The sequence below is a fragment of the Enterococcus sp. AZ196 genome (assembly GCF_050498845.1).
GTDB classification, from domain to species: Bacteria; Bacillota; Bacilli; order Lactobacillales; family Enterococcaceae; genus Enterococcus_A; species Enterococcus_A murrayae.
The window spans coordinates 262,596-279,870 of sequence record NZ_JBIPAM010000001.1 but is presented as its reverse complement, the minus strand read 5'-3'; the positions used below and the strand labels follow the sequence as shown (position 1 = coordinate 279,870).

Sequence of the window (17,275 nt, the reverse complement as noted above, 5' to 3'; positions counted from 1 at the left end):
CACTCACCTCTTGGAACAATTCTCTTTTGCTTTAAATAATAATTTTAAGAACTCTCTTTTTTTACTGATAATCCGATCTTCCAATTCAGATAGTTCTTTTGATTCACCATCTAATGAAAGCTGGGCACGCTTTGTTTCCATGCGCAGCAAATCATGTTTCATTCGTTCTAATTTACGAGAAGTTAAGACATTGATTCTCTTTATTTTTTGTTTAACGGCTTTACGCTCTTCTGGGCTCAAGTTCTCAAACTCTTTATGGAGAGCCTTCATCCGTTCCTCAAATTCCGTAGTCATTTTAGACTTTGCCTCCTTGAAAAATATCCAGCAAAAGGATTAATTACAAACTGCATACACTTTAACAGGATTTGTCCAATAATGCAAAAAAGAACCCGAAAAAAAATCAGGTTCTAACAAATTTATTCTTTATTTAAGTCCCGGATCATTTGATCAATCTTAGAACCATATTCAACTGATTCATCTAATTCAAAAAACAATTCCGGAGTTTTGTAGATTGATAAGGCCTGTCCTAACTCACGACGAACTAAGCCACTTGCCTTGTTCAATCCTTCTTGTGCTTTTTCTTTTTCTGAAGCTTTATCAGATAATAAGCTATAATAAATCGTCGCTTGCTGCAAGTCGCCTGTAACATGAACATCAGTGATGTTTACGTCCTGTACCCGCGGATCACGAACTTTTCTTCGCAAGATGTCATTGACTTCTTTTAAAATCTCTTGAGCGAGACGACGATCGCGATAATTTGGCATAACGACTGCCTCCTTGTTCATATCATTCATTTGTTAGTCCCGCTACGCACTATATAAGTCATAGCGGAACCAACAATTATTTTTGTTTGATTTCTTGCATAATGAAGCCTTCGATTACATCGTCAACTTTGATATCATTAAAGTTTTCGATCATTGCTCCACATTCGTAGCCCATTTTAACTTCTTTTACATCATCTTTAAAGCGTTTCAAGCTGGCAAGCTTTCCTTCAAGAATAACGATGCCATCACGAATGATCCGTACTCCGCTATCACGTTGGATAGAGCCTTCATTAACATAACATCCAGCGATTGTACCAACTTTAGAAACTTTATATGTTTCACGTACAGTCATTTGACCTGTGATTTTTTCTTCGTACTCAGGATCAAGCATACCTTTCATTGCTGTTTCGATTTCTTCGATAGCTTTATAAATAATACGATGTAAACGAATATCAACTTCTTCGTTTGCAGCCTGTTGTTTTGCTTGTGGTGTAGGTCGAACATTAAAGCCAATAATGATCGCATTACTTGCTGCGGCTAGAGTAACATCACTTTCATTGATAGCACCTACAGCTGAATGGACGATCTTCACACGAACGCCTTCAACATCGATTTTTTTCAATGATGCAGCTAATGCTTCAGCAGAACCTTGCACGTCTGCCTTGATAATGACATTAACTTCCTTTAATTCGCCCTCTTTAAGAGATTCAAATAAGTTGTCTAATGTTACACGGGCACTGGCACTACGATGCTCAAGCACTGCGCGTTTCGCGCGCTCTTCACCAGCAGCACGAGCGGTCTTTTCGTCTTCGAATGTCGCAAAACGATCACCCGCTTGAGGTACATCATTTAATCCTGTGATTTCTACTGGAGTTGCTGGACCAGCTGTTTTATCACGACGACCAATATCATTCGTCATTACACGAACACGACCATATGTGTTCCCAACAACAATTGGGTCTCCTACATTCATTGTTCCTTGTTGAACTAGCAATGTAGCAACTGGACCTTTCCCTTTGTCTAAACGAGCTTCGATTACAGTACCAATCGCGCGTTGAGTCGGATCTGCTTTCAAATCCTCCACTTCAGCTACCAATAGAATCATTTCTAATAATTCATCAATATTTTGATTGAATTTGGCTGAAATCTCTACAAAGATTGTGTCTCCGCCCCATGCTTCAGGGATTAATTCATATTCACTTAACTCTTGCATTACATGTTGCGGGTTAGCACCTGGTTTGTCGATTTTATTAACCGCTACGATAATTGGTACTTTCGCCGCTTTCGCATGATTGATTGCTTCAATTGTTTGAGGCATTACACCATCATCAGCCGCTACGACTAAGATTGTGATATCCGTGATACTTGCGCCACGCGCACGCATACTTGTGAAAGCCGCATGTCCGGGTGTATCTAAGAACGTAATTGGCTTGCCATCAATATCAATTTGATATGCACCAATATGCTGCGTAATTCCGCCTGCTTCACCACTCGTCACACGCGAATGACGCAAGGTGTCTAATAAAGTTGTTTTACCATGGTCTACGTGACCCATGATCGTTACTACTGGAGGACGAGACACCAACTTTTCTTCGTTTACGTCTTCGCCATCGAAGAACCGATCAATATCAGCAATGTCAATTGTAACTTTCTCTTGCGGTTCAATACCATAATCAGTTGCCAATAGCTCAATCGTATCTTTATCTAATGGTTGGTTTTGATTGACCATAACCCCCATCATAAACAGCTTTTTGATGATTTCAGCTGGTTCACGATAGATTTTCTTTGCAATATCTGCCACATTCATGCCTTCTGTATATTCCAAAATTTCTGGCAACTCACGGAACTTACGTGGTGGCACTGCTGGTTTATTGCTCTGTTGTTGCTTCCCTTTTTTACCTTTTTTGTTAAAACGATTTTTATTGCGATTTTGGTTACCACCGTAACTATTGTTGCGGTTTTGATTACCATAATTATTTTTATTGCGACTTTGGTTACCATTTTGATTTGTTGAGCCGCTTTGGTTCGAGCGTTGCGCATTGTTCGTACCGCTTTGTGCTGGACGCTGTGCGCTATTTGCAGCACCTTGTGCCGGGCGTTGACCCTGGTTTTGGCGTTGCGTATTATTTGTTCCGCCTTGTGTCGGGCGTTGACCCTGATTTTGGCGTTGTGTATTATTTGTTCCGCCTTGTGTTGGGCGTTGACCTTGGTTTTGGCGTTGTGCATTATTTGCAGCACCTTGTGCCGGGCGTTGACCCTGATTTTGGCGTTGTGTATTATTTGCTCCGCCTTGTGCTGGGCGTTGACCCTGGTTTTGGCGTTGTGCATTATTTGCAGCACCTTGTGCCGGGCGTTGACCTTGATTTTGGCGCTGTGCATTATTTACTCCGCCTTGTGCTGGGCGTTGACCCTGGTTTTGGCGTTGCGCATTATTTGCTCCACCTTGTGCTGGGCGTTGTGTATTATTAGTATTTCCTTGTGTTGGACGTTGTCCTTGATTTGAACGGTTTGCGTTCGCTGAGTTGTTCTGTCTATTGTTTTGTGTCAAGTCTTTATTTCCTTTTCTATTCTGGAAATTTGGGTTGTTCTTCGAGCTCTTTCCATGGAATTTTGGTTTTTCGTGCTGGTTAGCTGATGGTTTTGCTTGAGTATTCATTTGCGGCTTGCTAGAAAAAGCTTGTTTCAATTTTGATTCATCGTCTCCTGATAATGAACCCATATGATTTTTTACATCAATCCCTAAAGCATGTGCTTTCTCTACAACATCCTTACTCGATTGATTCACTTCTTTGGCAAATTCGTACACTCGTTTATTTCCCATGCAATCACCTTCCTAACCTTTTATTAACGTCATAATTTTGTTGGCGAAGCCTTGGTCTAATACCCCGATAACTTTCCGAGGTTTGCCAATTGCGCCTAAAATCTCTCCTTGAGTAAATTCGATAAAATATGTCGTCTGATAGTACTTACTTTTATCTGATACTTTTTTCTGTGTATTTTCACTCGCATCAGTAGTAACAATTACAAGTTTCACTTTATTCCTGCGAATCTCGTTAATCGTCATTTCTTCCCCTGTGATCAGTTTGCCTGCACGCATTGCAAGGCCCAACATGTTCAAGGCCTTCTGTTTATTCATTGCCAAAGAGCTCTTTTCTGGCTTTTTGGTGCTTCACATAATCAAGTAGTTCTTGATAAAAATCATCCGTTAATTCAATGTCCAACGTACGGTCTAAAATACGTTTTTTCCACGCTTCTTCAACTTCCGCCGGCTCCAACGCAACATATGCACCGCGTCCTGGCTTCTTTCCTGAAGGGTCAATTGAAACTTCGCCTTCTTTTGATTTAGCAATGCGAATTAACTCTTTTTTAGGGAACATTTCACCGGAAACAACCGATTTGCGCAAAGGAACTTTTCTCTTTTTCATTTGCAGTCCTCCTATATTAACTATTCTTCTGGATTAGAAGTGCTACTTTCAACTTCTTCTATCGCTTCTGGTGCTTGTTCTGCAATCTCTTCATCGACAATTGGTTCACTCTCTTCAACTTCAGGTTCATCATAGTTAGCGTAGAATTCTTCCATGTCAGATTCAGATTTGATGTCGATTTTGTGCGCAGTTAGCTTTGCAGCTAAACGGGCATTTTGTCCACGTTTCCCGATCGCCAACGATAATTGGTAATCAGGTACTACTACCGTACAAACTTTTGGATTGTCAATATCGAAGATAACATCTTCAACTTGTGCCGGATTCAAAGAGTTCGCAATAAATACTGCCGGATCCTCATCCCATTCAACAATATCCATATTTTCGCCCTTTAATTCATTAACAATGGCCTGTACTCGCTGTCCCTTTGGACCAACACAAGTTCCGACCGGATCAATATTAGGGTCTGTCGAACGAACGGCGACTTTTGCACGATCACCAGCTTCGCGAGCAATACTAACAATTTCAACAATACCATCATAGACTTCAGGAATTTCTTGTTCGAATAAGCGGCGCAATAAATCAGGATGACTGCGGCTTACAAAAACTTGAGGGCCCTTCGACGTGTTTTCTACCCTAGAAACATAAACTTTAATGCGGTCATGGGGTTTGTAGTATTCATTGGGCATCTGGTCTTGTTTTGAAAGGACCGCTTCAATTTTTCCTAAATTAACATAGATATAGCGATTATCTTGACGCTCTACCACGCCTTGCATGATATCTTTTTCGTAAGCACTGTATTCATTATAGATGATACTACGTTCTGCTTCACGTACACGTTGCAAGATGACTTGCTTTGCCGTTTGAGCAGCAATTCGACCGAAATCTTTTGGCGTTACTTCAAAACGAATCGTATCGCCAATCTCATAGGCTGGATTGATATTCATCGCTTCTTTTAATGAAACTTCTAACTGCGAGTCCATAACTTCTTCGGTTACTTCCTTCACAGCATAGACATGAATATCTCCTTTTTTTTCGTTGAATTCCACTTCAACATTTTGTGATTGTCCATAATGACGTTTATAAGCAGAGACTAATGCCGCCTCTAACGCTTCGATCACGATTTCTTTCGAAATACCTTTTTCTGCTTCTAGAGTATCCAACGCGTTCAGCATTTCTTTACTCATTTTTATTTTCCTCCTATTTCATATTAACGAATCTATTTCTCAGAGTAAAATAGGTCTTGTTTTCAATACATATATCAATTTACTAAGAAAAAATAGGCTTGGTTTTTTACTAATTAAAATTCGATCGCAAAACGAGCTTTCGCGATATTTTTACGATCAAAGACCATATCCTTAGTGCGTGTCTTCACTTTGACTGTCAATGTCAATTCGTCCTCGGTTAGCTCTTTCAAAAAGCCTTGATATTGCTTTTCTCCATCAATATTTTGATATAACGAAACATTGATGTATTGTCCAATTGCTTTTTGATAGTCCTCTTCTTTTTTCAATGGACGTTCAGCCCCTGGTGATGAAACTTCAAGGAAATATGCTTGCGGAATCGGATCTGGATCGATCGAATCCAACTTATCACTAAGTTTTTCACTGACAAAGGCACACTCTTCAATATCGATACCGCCTTCTTTATCAATAAATACTCTTAAAAACCAACTTTTGCCTTCTTTTAGGAATTCTACCTCGACTAGTTCAAAATTCTGCTCATCTAAAATTGGTGTTACTAAGTCAGTCACTGTTTCGACTACACTGCTCAAACTGCCAGCCTCCTTTATCCCATTAAAAAGAGTGAGCGAAAAATCCGCTCACTCACCATCTGTCTATGATTACATTGTTATATTAGCACAAATCTACTGAAAATTCAACCGCATCATTTTCATAATGGAATTTTCTTTCATTTTAAAGCTGAATTTATCTTTTTCTTTACATATCAAACAATGAAAGTTGATTTTCATCAGGTAAATCTTTTAAAACACCATGAGTATCCATATACTCAATCAAGGTCTTCGATACTTTACCACGAGAAGCCAAATCTTCTTTCGATAAAAAAATACCGTCTTTGCGTGCATCAACGATTTGTTTAGCCACGTTTAAACCGAGTCCTGGTACAGCACGGAAAGGTGCGATCAGGGTATCTCCATCAATTACGAAATCTTGAGCATCTGATTTGTATAAATCGATCATGCCAAAATGGAAGTCACGTTCTAGCATCTCATTACATAATTCCAAGACAGTTAATTGATTTTTTTCCTTTGTTGATGCATCCATTCCTTTATCCGTTATAGCCTTCATTGCCGCCTTGACTGCATCTTTGCCTTTCGCCATTGCAACCAAGTCAAAATCATCTGCTCGGACGGAAAAATAAGCACAATAATAAAGAATTGGAAAATAAACTTTAAAGTAAGCAACCCGCAACGCCATCAACACATAAGCTGCCGCATGGGCTTTGGGGAACATATACTTGATTTTTGAACACGAATCGATGTACCAGTCTGGAACATTATTCTCTTTCATAGCCGTTAAATAAGTCTCGCGTAAATCATCATCAATTTTATTCCATTGACCTTTACGTACAGTTTCCATAATTTTGAAGGCCATTCCACTGTCTAAGCCTGCATGAATTAAGTAGACCATTATATCATCCCGACAACCGATAACCTCGGCCAAATTGGCTTCTCCACGACTAATTAGTTCTTCCGCATTTCCTAACCATACATCGGTACCATGAGATAAACCTGAAATTTGAAGTAATTCGGCAAATGTTGTCGGACCAGTCTCTTCTAACATTCCTCGAACAAATCGAGTCCCAAATTCAGGAATACCTAATGTCCCTGTTTTAGAATAAATCTGCTCTGCTTCGACACCTAGCACTTGCGGACCAGCAAAAATTTTCATTACTTCTGGATCATCTGTTGGGATCGTTTTAGGATCAATACCTGATAATTCTTGCAACATTCGAATCACGGTTGGATCATCATGTCCCAGTATATCGAGTTTCAATACGTTATCATGAATCGAATGAAAATCAAAGTGCGTCGTTTTCCACTCAGAATTTTGATCGTCTGCTGGATACTGGATCGGCGTGAAATCATAAACATCCATATAATCAGGAATAACAATGATTCCGCCTGGATGTTGACCTGTTGTCCGTTTAACACCAGTCGCTCCTTTAGCTAATCGATCAATTTCGGCATTTCGAAAATGCAAATTATGATCTCGTTCATATCCTTTAACAAATCCGTACGCCGTTTTGTCAGCTACCGTACCGATCGTACCTGCTCGGTAAACGTAATCCTCCCCAAACAGTACCTTTGTATAGTTATGAGCTTCTGCCTGATAATCTCCAGAAAAGTTCAAATCGATATCGGGAACCTTATCCCCATGGAAACCTAAGAAAGTTTCAAAAGGAATATCATGTCCATCTTTATTCAATCGTGCCCCGCATTTTGGACAAGCTTTTTCTGGTAAATCAAATCCCGACCCGTAAGAGCCATCTTCGAAAAACTCTGAATATTGACATTCTGGGCAATAATAATGTGGAGGTAAAGGATTTACTTCTGTAATACCTGTCATAGTAGCAACAAAACTTGATCCTACCGAACCACGCGATCCTACCAAATAACCATCAGCATTACTCTTGTGAACTAACTTTTGTGAGATTAAATAGATAACAGAAAATCCATTTCCAATAATCGAAGTCAATTCTTTTTCCAAACGCTTTTCTATGATTTCTGGCAATGGATAGCCGTATAACTCACGAGCGCGATCATAACTCAATTTTTTAATCTCTTCTTCTGAACCAGGAATTTTTGGTGTGTATAAATCATCTTTGACAGGAATAATTTCTTCACAACTATCCACCACTGCATTTGGCCCCTCAATAACAACCTCTTTTGCCAGTTCAGGTCCTAAGAAACTAAAGGCCTGTAGCATTTCGTCCGTCGTTCGAAAATGCACATCTGGTAAGCTATGGCGATTCAAGGGATTTGCGCCACCCATTGAACTGATCAAAATCTTGCGATAAATCGCATCTTCCTTGTTCAAATAATGGACATCTCCAGTAGCTACAACTGCTTTGTTTAGATCCTTACCAATCTGAATCAAATTTCGCAAAATATCTTCTAAATCCGACTCGTTCTTCACTAGTTCTTGTTCAATGAGAGGAGCGTAAACTGCCTTGGGCATTACTTCAATGTAATCATAAAATCCCGCACGATTTTTTGCTTCTTCAACACCCTTTTGCATCATTGCTTCAAAAATTTCACCTTGGGAACACGCAGATCCAACCAATAGATTTTCACGCAATTTATTTAGCTGTGAACGTGGAATCCGTGGCACTCGTTCGAAAAAATCGATATTAGACATTGAAATCAACTTAAATAAATCCTTTAAACCAGCCTGATTTTTTGCCAAAATCGTTGCATGAAATGGTCGTGCTCGTTTATAAGAATCCCCTTCACCAACATGATCGTTCAATTGATCATGATAATTCATATCATGTTTCTCAATGGCCTCTTTAACAAATATCCATGCTAAATGGCCCGTAGCTTCAGCATCATATACCGCTCGGTGATGTTGCTCTAGATTAACACCGAACTTTTTAGTTAAAACACCTAAACCAAACCGCTTAAACTCAGGATACAAGAAGCGCGCCAATTCTAGGGTATCAATAACTGGATTGGGTGTTTCTGGCATATCATGACGAACATATGTCGTATTGATAAAACCAATATCAAATGTAGCATTATGGGCAACTAATATTGAACCTTCACAGAATTTTTCAAATAATTCCATAACTTCTTTTTCTGGTTTTGACCCTCGTACCATCTCATCAGTAATCCCAGTTAAGTTGATTGTCGTTTCTGACAACGGATGACCTGGATCGATAAATTCTTCAAAAGTATCAATAACATTTCCTTTATGCATCTTAACTGCCGCCAATTCAATGATCGTATCATAAACAGCTGAAAGACCGGTAGTTTCCACGTCAAATACAACATAAGTCGCATCTGTTAAAGATTCATGGGTATCATTATACGCAATTGGAACACCATCGGAAACGACATTTGCTTCAACGCCATAAAGAATCTTCACTCCAGCTTTCTTTCCAGCCGCATGAGCTTCTGGAAAAGATTGTGCACCGCCGTGATCAGTGATTGCTATTGCTCGATGTCCCCATTTTCCAGCCTGAGCAACCAGCTCGCTGGCACTGTTAATCGCGTCCATCGTACTCATATTGGTATGCAAATGCAATTCCGAACGCTTTTCAGTTGCTGTATCTTGACGTTCTGGATGCTTAACTTCTTGAATATCTTGTGCATTCATAACAAGGTCACGCATGAAAGTATCTTCTTGTACGCTACCTCGAACACGAATCCAGCTATTATTAGCAATTGCTTCAAAAATAGCTTCGTCTTTTTCACCGTTAGAGAATTTTTTTACTACAAACGAAGAAGTATAGTCGGTCATTTTTAAGATCAAGATTTTACGCTTTGAACGTAACTCGCGGACTTCTTTATCAAAAATAAATCCTTCAATTGTAATGCGCCGTTCCTCTTCAATAATATTTCCCATTGGTGTAACAGCTTCATCAGCGGGAATATTCCGTCCCATTTGTATCGGCCCGTCAAAATGAGCCGCATTTTCTTTCTGTTCCTTTTTCTTTGATTCATATTGCGCTAAGCTAGCAGCTGCTTGCTCCTGCATAGCTTGTGCTTGGGCTTGTTTGCGTACTTCAAACTCTTGTAATTTTTTGTCAGCCTGCTCTTTATCTACCTCTGGATCAATCCGCAAATGTGGAAATCCATATGAAACCAGGCTTTCTTCAATCAATGGCAAGTATTGTTGCTTCAAAAACGGAATAACGGTCTCATTGTCGATCAATAATACAATTCGTTTATCTTGGACAACTGGCAACGGTTTGCTCAAAACTTGCTTAACCAGGGGTGTATCACAATCCTGTTCACTCAAGGCTAATTGCCAATAGTTTTGTAGAAGCTCTTCGTCGAATTGCTGCTCTTCCGGCATGATATGTAATTTTACCTTTGCAATAGATCGAAAGGCGACTTGCAGTTTTTGATGAAACGTGTAAAACAATTTCGCCGGTAAAATTTCTGGTGTTTGAATAAAAAATTCCCACACGCGTGATTTTTCGTGAACAACGACTTCTTTGATCTCTGATGCTTGGATCAGCGGATGCTGCTGCTCTGTCTCGGCTAATTCAATTTGTCGTAATAAACTTTCGAACAACTCACGATTTTTAGACAAAATGACATCTCCTTCACTTTTTCAAGTATGTTCCAGTATACCTGTTTTTTTTTATGATTGCATTAGAAAAAGGATCGAAATAATTTCGATCCTTTCATTTTAAAAGAAGAAACGCTGGATATCATTCCATGTGACTAAAATCATTAGCAGCATGATAAAACCAAATCCGATCATGGTAATCATACCTTCTTTGTCTGGATCGAGCGGCTTTCCACGGACTCCTTCGATGAAATTCAATAAAATTTTCCCGCCATCAAAAGCTGGGATTGGCAACAAATTAACAATTCCCAAGTTAATTGATAATAACGCCATCAAATAAATGACTGTTTTGATTCCTGCTCTTGATGCTTCTGCGGACATCTGATACATCATTACAGGCCCGCCAAGCTTATCAAGACTAAATCCTGTGAACAACGAGCCTAGCGCTCCAAAAATCCTAGTGACCATATCCCACGATTGAGTCAGACCGCCGATTACTTTGTCGCTAAAACTCGTCTTCATATAAGGCGTCACACCAATTTGGCCAACTTTTTCACCATTACTCTTAATACTTTTCGGTGTCATCTGCACTGTCTTTTCTTTACCATCTCGTTCAATCACTACATTTAATTCTTTGCCTGGTTTTTTCGTAACAGTATTAGTCAGATCGTCCCAAGTAGAGATTTTCTTCCCATTAACAGAAACGATTGCATCGTGATCCCTTAGTCCTGCTACTGCTGCCGGGCTATCCGCTTGAACCGTTCCAATTTGATTGGTTGCATAATCTGCTACTCCGCCTTGTAAAAAAGCTAGGGCAATAAACAATATGATTGTCAGAATGAAATTATTCATCGGTCCAGCAAAATTAGTCAAAATACGTGAACTCAACTTCGCTGATTGAAACTGGACATCCCGCGGAGCAATCCGAACCTCCGTTCCACTTTCTTCAATCACTGTTGCGTCATGCTGTACATTATAACTTGTCTCTTGACTCTCATCACCATTTACATAACCTTTAATGACCAAATCATCTACAAGATCAGCAGTGATCAGCTCCATTGGGATACTGTTGGGTAATTGAATTTTTTTACTAACATTAATCCGACGAACTTTATTATCTGAAGTCAGCTCAACTGACAGTGGCATCCCTGGACTCAATTCAGTTTCTTCATCTTCCAAACCAGCCATTCTCACATAACCACCAATTGGTAATAGACGCAACGTGTATGTAGTACCATCTTTTCCCATATGAGCTATAAGTTTTGGTCCCATGCCAATTGAAAATTCTCGGACTAAAATTCCCGCGCGTTTTGCGAAGAAAAAATGTCCGAACTCATGAACAATTACAAGAACACCAAAAACGATTAAAAACGTAATAATCGTACGCATAATTTTCCTACCTTCACTAGTTTCTTAGAGATAGTTTATCATAGTCTCAAAAAAAAACATTCCTTTACTGATCATTTCATAGAAAATTTAAAGAAACTCTGAGTAAAACTCAAAGCTTTTACTTTAACTACGTCTTTTCAAAAAAACCAGTAAGATAATAAAAAGAGCGTTTCCGCTCTTTTTAAAATACACCCAATAAATGCATTACAGGAAAGACGAACAGCATACTGTCAAAACGATCTAAAATTCCACCGTGCCCTGGTAAAATATTTCCTGAATCTTTCACCCCATAATGTCGTTTGATTGCTGACTCTACTAAATCTCCAAATTGCCCCACAACTGAGAAAATAATCGTAAAAATAATCATCGTCACTAGATTATGTTGAAATGCTGCGGGTTGAACTAAAAGAAACACTACTGCTACAATGACCGCACTTGCGATACCGCCTAATGCACCTTCAACTGTTTTGTTTGGTGAAATATCTGGCCACAGTTTATGCTTTCCAATTTGGCGTCCTAGCATGTAAGCACCAATATCTGTTGCCCAAACTACAAAGAACGCAAACAGTAAAATCGCTAACCCATCAGCTCGGGCTGTAACTAAATTTTGAAAACCAACACCTACGTATAAACTTGCAACAATTGGAAAACCTGCTTCATCAATAGTATAGGTATTCTTCGAAACAACAGAAAATCCTAAAATAATCATTACAGTTAAATAGAATAATAGAAAATTACTATTATCTCCACTTAAAAACGGCATCCAACGCTCTGCTGGCAAAACCAAAAAGACTGCACCTAAAATCGAAAGCACTCCCTCAAAACTCAAAATCGCAAGTCCTTTCATGCGGAACAACTCATATACACCAATCCCAGCTAGTATTGCTGCTGCTAGTTCTACCGCGATTCCACCGACATAAAGAATCGGAATAAAGATTATTAAAGCAACAACTGCGGTAATAACTCGTTGTCTCATTTCTTATCCTCCTTGTTCAAGCCTCCAAAACGCCGATTTCTTTGTTGGAAAGAAGCGATTGCTGCTTCTAAGTGGTTACCATCAAAGTCCGGCCATAGGGCTTTAGTGAAATATAACTCGCTATAAGCTAATTGCCACAGCAAGAAATTACTGATTCGTTCTTCTCCGCTCGTTCGAACAACTAATTCTGGATCTCTCAATTCTTTAGTTAGAAAACCCGTCATTAAATGATCACCAACGATGTCATCATTGATTGATTCAACGGAAAGTTCATCATTTTTGACCTCTTGAGCCATTTGCTTAATCGCCGTGATGATTTCAGCACGGCTTCCATAATTCAAGGCAAAGTTTAAAACCAAGCCATCGTTTTGAGCCGTTTGCTCAATTGCGCGCTTCACGGCATCTTGAGTGTGTGCAGGTAAATATTCTTCGTAGCCCATTACATGGACTTGTACGTTTTCTTCAATCAATTCTGGTACAAAAGTATCAAAAAAATCTACTGGCAGTTGCATCAAAAAATTAACTTCCTCTTCGGGTCGTTTCCAATTTTCTGTTGAGAAAGCATACAATGTTAGAACTTTTACGCCTAAACGATTCGCATGTTTCGTGATTTTTTTAACTGTTTCCATACCTTCTTTATGTCCGGCAATTCTCGGTAACCGTCGATTTTGTGCCCAGCGGCCGTTACCATCCATAATAATTGCAATATGCTTCGGTACAGCACCTTCGGGATCAAAAACGAATTGCGCAGCTTCTGGCGTATATTTTTGTTTTTGTGGAAAAAAACGCAACACCATGTTTTTCCCTCCTCTATTAAAATCGCAAATTTAGAAATACTTTTGAAAAGTCATCTGCCATTATAACAATAAAATGCGGTTATTCCTACGAAAAATAAATACCTTTAGGCTTTTTCAATGAATTTAAATTGCCCATGCCAAGGCAAAACGCAGCAAAAAAACCCAAAGAAATATTCTTCAGGTTTTTTCTATCAGTTTAAACTTCTAACAATTCCTTTTCTTTTTCAGCAACAATTGAGTCGATCGCCTTAATGTTGTCATCTGTCAATGACTGGATATCTTTTTCAGCGTTGCGCAAGTCATCCTCTGTCAAATCACCATTTTTTTGTTGTTTTTTATAATCATCCATCGCATCACGACGAATATTACGAACAGCAATTTTTGCACCTTCTGACTCTTTTTTAACTTCTTTAGCTAATTCTTTACGGCGTTCTTCTGTCAGCTGAGGAATCACCAAACGAATCACATTACCATCATTAGCTGGATTCAATCCAATATCACTGGCTAGGATCGCTTTTTCCACATCATTAATCATGCTTTTATCAAATGGTGTTACCATTAATACACGCGCTTCTGGGATAGTGATCGATGCCATTTGGTTAACAGGTGTTGGTACACCGTAATAGTCAACTGTGATACGATCAAGCAAGCTTGCATTTGCACGACCAGCGCGAATTTGGCCTAATTGACGCTGCAAAGCCTCTTGAGCCTTCTTCATTTTGTCTTTTGCTTCATTCATTACTACATCTGCCATTTTATTTCCCCCTAACAGTTGTCCCGATATTTTCACCGAGCACAACACGTTTAATATTTCCTGGTTCATTCAAATTAAAAACAACAAGTGGAATGTCATTATCCATGCTTAATGAACTTGCTGTTGAGTCCATGACTTGTAATCCTTTAGCGATTACATCTAAATGTGTCAATTCTTCATATTTCACTGCATTTTCATCAAGTTTCGGATCAGCTGAATAAACACCATCAACATTATTTTTCGCCATCAAGATTACGTCAGCATTTACTTCTGCCGCTCTTAATGCCGCTGTTGTATCAGTTGAGAAGTAAGGATTTCCTGTACCGCCGGCAAAAATAACGATGCGACGTTTTTCAAGGTGACGCTCCGCTTTGCGACGAATATATGGTTCTGCGATTTGACGCATTTCAATCGATGTTTGGACACGCGTCGGTACACCGATATTTTCCAACGCATCTTGCAATGCCAAAGCATTCATCACAGTTGCTAACATACCCATATAATCCGCTTGAGCACGTTCCATCCCCATTTGCGCGCCGATTTGTCCGCGCCAAATATTTCCGCCGCCTACAATAATCGCCATTTCAATACCTAAATCATGTACTTCTTTGATTTCTTCAACGATTTCTTGGATCACTGGTGGATTGATACCAAATTTTTCATCGCCAGCTAGGGCCTCTCCACTGAGTTTCAATACTACACGTTTATACTTTGGTTCATTCATCTCTCAATACCTCCACTGTCACTCTATTGATATTTTAGCATACTCTGCCTTTGAAGCGAGCGTAATTTGAATTTGCTTAAAAAAAGGGAGCGCACTTTTCACGTGCGTTCCCGACTGTTTTAAAAACAGAATTATTTTTTAATTTGGCTCATAACTTCTTCAACAAAGTTATCTTCACGTTTTTCGATACCTTCGCCAACTTCAAAACGAACAAAGCTTGCAACTGTAGCACCTTTAGAAGATACATATTTTTCAACAGTCATATCAGGATCTTTAACGAATGGTTGGTCAACCAAAGCGATTTCTGCTTTAAATTTATTCAAACGTCCAATAACCATTTTTTCAACGATATTAGCTGGTTTGCCTTCATTTAATGCTTGTTCAGTAAGAACAGTTTTCTCATGCTCCAACTCAGACTCTGGGATTTGGCTTTCGTTTACATAACGAGGGTTAATTGCAGCAACATGCATTGCAACATCTTTTGCAACTGATTCGTCAGTAGTACCGTTTAATAATGCTAAAACAGCGATACGTCCACCCATATGCAAGTATCCGCCAAATGCTGCATTGTCTTCTTTTTCAACAACTTCAAAACGACGGAAATTGATTCTTTCACCGATAACTTGAGTCGCTTCAATCAAAGCTGCTTCTAAGGTTTCGCCTTTAGCGTTAGTTAATTTCATTGCTGCATCCATGTCAGCTGGCTTATGTTCAGCTACTAATGATGCAATTTCCTTAACTAGATCTTGGAACATTTCATTTTTAGAAACGAAGTCTGTTTCAGAGTTTACTTCAACAATTGCAGCAGTATTTCCATGAATTGCAACTGAAGCTAAACCTTCAGCAGCAATGCGGTCATTTTTCTTAGCTGCTTTAGCCATACCTTTTTCACGTAAAAGGTCCACAGCTTTTTCAATGTCGCCTTCTACTTCTACTAATGCTCTTTTAGCATCCATCATCCCTACGCCAGTCATGTCACGTAGTTCTTTTACCATTTTAGCTGTTACGTCTGCCATTTTAAGGGCCTCCTTAATTTTTCTAAAAAAGCTGCTTCAAAGGAAAATATTTACTTTGAAGCAGCATATGCTACGAAATTATTCAGCTGATTCAGTAGAAGCATTGTCGCCTTCCACTACATCAACGATTTCTTCGATTGAAGTTGCTTGTCCGCCATCTTCAGCTACGAAGTCTTCTTCTGCCACTTGATCTTCACCTTGATTGCCTTCGATGAAAGCATCAGCCATTTTTGCAGTGATCAACTTCACAGCACGGATAGCATCATCATTTGAAGGGATAACTACATCTATTTCATCTGGATCGCAGTTTGTATCAACCATAGCAACGATAGGAATGTTCAATTTATGAGCTTCTTGAACAGCAATACGTTCTTTACGAGGATCAACGATATACATAACATCTGGAATACGAGGCATATCAGCGATACCGCCTAAGAATTTTTCTAAACGTTCGCGTTCTTTGTTCAAACCAACAACTTCTTTTTTAGGCAATACTTCGAAAGTACCGTCTTGTTCCATAGCGTTGATTTGTTTCAAACGAGCAATACGTTTTTGGATTGTATCCCAGTTAGTTAAAGTTCCACCTAACCAACGATGGTTTACATAGTATTGACCAGCGCGGATAGCTTCTTCTTTGATTGCTTCTTGAGCTTGTTTCTTAGTACCTACGAACAATGCAACGCCACCGTCTTCAGCAACATCTTTCATGTAGTCGTAAGCTGCATCTACTAATTTGACTGTTTTTTGCAAGTCAATGATGTAGATTCCGTTTCTTTCTGTGAAGATGTATTTCTTCATTTTTGGGTTCCAGCGACGAGTTTGGTGACCAAAATGTACGCCGGCTTCTAGTAATTGTTTCATAGACAATACTGACATTTGTGTTTCCTCCAATTGGTTTTTTGTTTTCCTCTCCTGCTCTCTTCTTTATAAGGAACTGACTAGCAGCACCGCCTTACAAATCAAGTCAGAATGTGGATTTTTGTGAATAGTCTCCTACACACAATTAGTTATTATACAAGAAGCTTTTTAATAAATCAATCCTTTTCTATTGCTTTTCAGTACATTAATATTTGTAAAGGAATACTGTTTAAAAAAACTTTTTCTGCTATACTGAGTGCATAATTATAATTATGATTTTTTCTTAGCAACATGAGTATAAAAAAAGTAAGG

The 17,275-nt window shown here is 39.1% G+C and carries 15 protein-coding genes; all 15 read right to left on the bottom strand.

Annotation, left to right across the window (positions count from 1 at the left end; all coding sequences use genetic code 11):
* Positions 1-3: 3 nt before the first annotated feature.
* A complete protein-coding gene (locus IGI67_RS01335; RefSeq protein ID WP_010746074.1) occupies positions 4-294 on the bottom strand; it encodes a hypothetical protein in 291 nt (96 codons plus the stop codon).
* 122 nt (positions 295-416) lie between these two features.
* Positions 417-764, bottom strand: coding sequence for a 30S ribosome-binding factor RbfA (gene rbfA / locus IGI67_RS01330; protein WP_207110254.1), 348 nt, complete (start codon positions 762-764; stop codon positions 417-419).
* Positions 765-840: 76 nt separating this feature from the next.
* Positions 841-3,585 (bottom strand): translation initiation factor IF-2, encoded by a 2,745-nt coding sequence (gene infB, locus IGI67_RS01325; protein WP_429956504.1) that lies wholly within the window; start codon positions 3,583-3,585, stop codon positions 841-843.
* A gap of 12 nt (positions 3,586-3,597) precedes the next feature.
* The gene (locus IGI67_RS01320; RefSeq protein ID WP_207110256.1) at positions 3,598-3,900 is read right to left on the bottom strand and encodes a L7Ae/L30e/S12e/Gadd45 family ribosomal protein; all 303 of its coding nucleotides are present in this window, start codon (positions 3,898-3,900) and stop codon (positions 3,598-3,600) included.
* Entirely contained in the window at positions 3,893-4,189 is a 297-nt protein-coding gene (rnpM, locus tag IGI67_RS01315) for an RNase P modulator RnpM (RefSeq protein ID WP_207110257.1), read from the bottom strand. Before rnpM ends, IGI67_RS01320 begins: the two co-directional genes overlap by 8 nt.
* 20 nt (positions 4,190-4,209) lie before the next feature.
* Positions 4,210-5,373 carry a transcription termination factor NusA gene (gene nusA, locus IGI67_RS01310; RefSeq protein WP_429956503.1) on the bottom strand — a complete coding sequence of 388 codons (1,164 nt, stop codon included), beginning with the start codon at positions 5,371-5,373 and terminating at the stop codon, positions 4,210-4,212.
* Positions 5,374-5,486: 113 nt separating this feature from the next.
* Positions 5,487-5,960, bottom strand: coding sequence for a ribosome maturation factor RimP (gene rimP, locus IGI67_RS01305; protein WP_207110587.1), 474 nt, complete (start codon positions 5,958-5,960; stop codon positions 5,487-5,489).
* 166 nt (positions 5,961-6,126) lie between these two features.
* Positions 6,127-10,470, bottom strand: coding sequence for a PolC-type DNA polymerase III (locus IGI67_RS01300; RefSeq protein ID WP_429956502.1), 4,344 nt, complete (start codon positions 10,468-10,470; stop codon positions 6,127-6,129).
* Between the two features lie 99 nt (positions 10,471-10,569).
* Positions 10,570-11,838, bottom strand: coding sequence for an RIP metalloprotease RseP (gene rseP, locus IGI67_RS01295; protein ID WP_207110589.1), 1,269 nt, complete (start codon positions 11,836-11,838; stop codon positions 10,570-10,572).
* A gap of 181 nt (positions 11,839-12,019) precedes the next feature.
* Positions 12,020-12,814, bottom strand: a complete 795-nt coding sequence (locus tag IGI67_RS01290; protein WP_429956501.1) for a phosphatidate cytidylyltransferase — start codon at positions 12,812-12,814, stop codon at positions 12,020-12,022.
* A complete protein-coding gene (locus tag IGI67_RS01285; RefSeq protein WP_207110598.1) occupies positions 12,811-13,608 on the bottom strand; it encodes an isoprenyl transferase in 798 nt (265 codons plus the stop codon). Before IGI67_RS01285 ends, IGI67_RS01290 begins: the two co-directional genes overlap by 4 nt.
* A gap of 199 nt (positions 13,609-13,807) precedes the next feature.
* A complete protein-coding gene (gene frr, locus IGI67_RS01280; protein WP_429956500.1) occupies positions 13,808-14,365 on the bottom strand; it encodes a ribosome recycling factor in 558 nt (185 codons plus the stop codon).
* A 1-nt stretch (position 14,366) separates the two neighbouring features.
* The gene (gene pyrH / locus IGI67_RS01275; protein ID WP_207110592.1) at positions 14,367-15,089 is read right to left on the bottom strand and encodes a UMP kinase; all 723 of its coding nucleotides are present in this window, start codon (positions 15,087-15,089) and stop codon (positions 14,367-14,369) included.
* 131 nt (positions 15,090-15,220) lie between these two features.
* Positions 15,221-16,105: a translation elongation factor Ts gene (gene tsf / locus IGI67_RS01270; RefSeq protein WP_207110593.1), complete on the bottom strand. Its 885-nt coding sequence runs from the start codon at positions 16,103-16,105 to the stop codon at positions 15,221-15,223.
* Between the two features lie 78 nt (positions 16,106-16,183).
* The gene (gene rpsB / locus IGI67_RS01265) at positions 16,184-16,981 is read right to left on the bottom strand and encodes a 30S ribosomal protein S2 (RefSeq protein WP_207110594.1); all 798 of its coding nucleotides are present in this window, start codon (positions 16,979-16,981) and stop codon (positions 16,184-16,186) included.
* Positions 16,982-17,275: the final 294 nt, after the last annotated feature.

Excerpts from the sequence above, each read along its gene's own strand:
- rbfA (WP_207110254.1), bottom strand. The coding sequence starts at position 764 with ATGCCAAATTATCGCGATCGTCGTCTCGCTCAAGAGATTTTAAAAGAA.
- tsf (WP_207110593.1), bottom strand. The coding sequence starts at position 16,105 with ATGGCAGACGTAACAGCTAAAATGGTAAAAGAACTACGTGACATGACT.
- IGI67_RS01320 (WP_207110256.1), bottom strand. The coding sequence starts at position 3,900 with ATGAATAAACAGAAGGCCTTGAACATGTTGGGCCTTGCAATGCGTGCA.
- IGI67_RS01335 (WP_010746074.1), bottom strand. The coding sequence starts at position 294 with ATGACTACGGAATTTGAGGAACGGATGAAGGCTCTCCATAAAGAGTTT.
- rseP (WP_207110589.1), bottom strand. The coding sequence starts at position 11,838 with ATGCGTACGATTATTACGTTTTTAATCGTTTTTGGTGTTCTTGTAATT.
- rpsB (WP_207110594.1), bottom strand. The coding sequence starts at position 16,981 with ATGTCAGTATTGTCTATGAAACAATTACTAGAAGCCGGCGTACATTTT.
- pyrH (WP_207110592.1), bottom strand. The coding sequence starts at position 15,089 with ATGAATGAACCAAAGTATAAACGTGTAGTATTGAAACTCAGTGGAGAG.
- IGI67_RS01290 (WP_429956501.1), bottom strand. The coding sequence starts at position 12,814 with ATGAGACAACGAGTTATTACCGCAGTTGTTGCTTTAATAATCTTTATT.
- rnpM (WP_207110257.1), bottom strand. The coding sequence starts at position 4,189 with ATGAAAAAGAGAAAAGTTCCTTTGCGCAAATCGGTTGTTTCCGGTGAA.
- frr (WP_429956500.1), bottom strand. The coding sequence starts at position 14,365 with ATGGCAGATGTAGTAATGAATGAAGCAAAAGACAAAATGAAGAAGGCT.
- nusA (WP_429956503.1), bottom strand. The coding sequence starts at position 5,373 with ATGAGTAAAGAAATGCTGAACGCGTTGGATACTCTAGAAGCAGAAAAA.
- infB (WP_429956504.1), bottom strand. The coding sequence starts at position 3,585 with ATGGGAAATAAACGAGTGTACGAATTTGCCAAAGAAGTGAATCAATCG.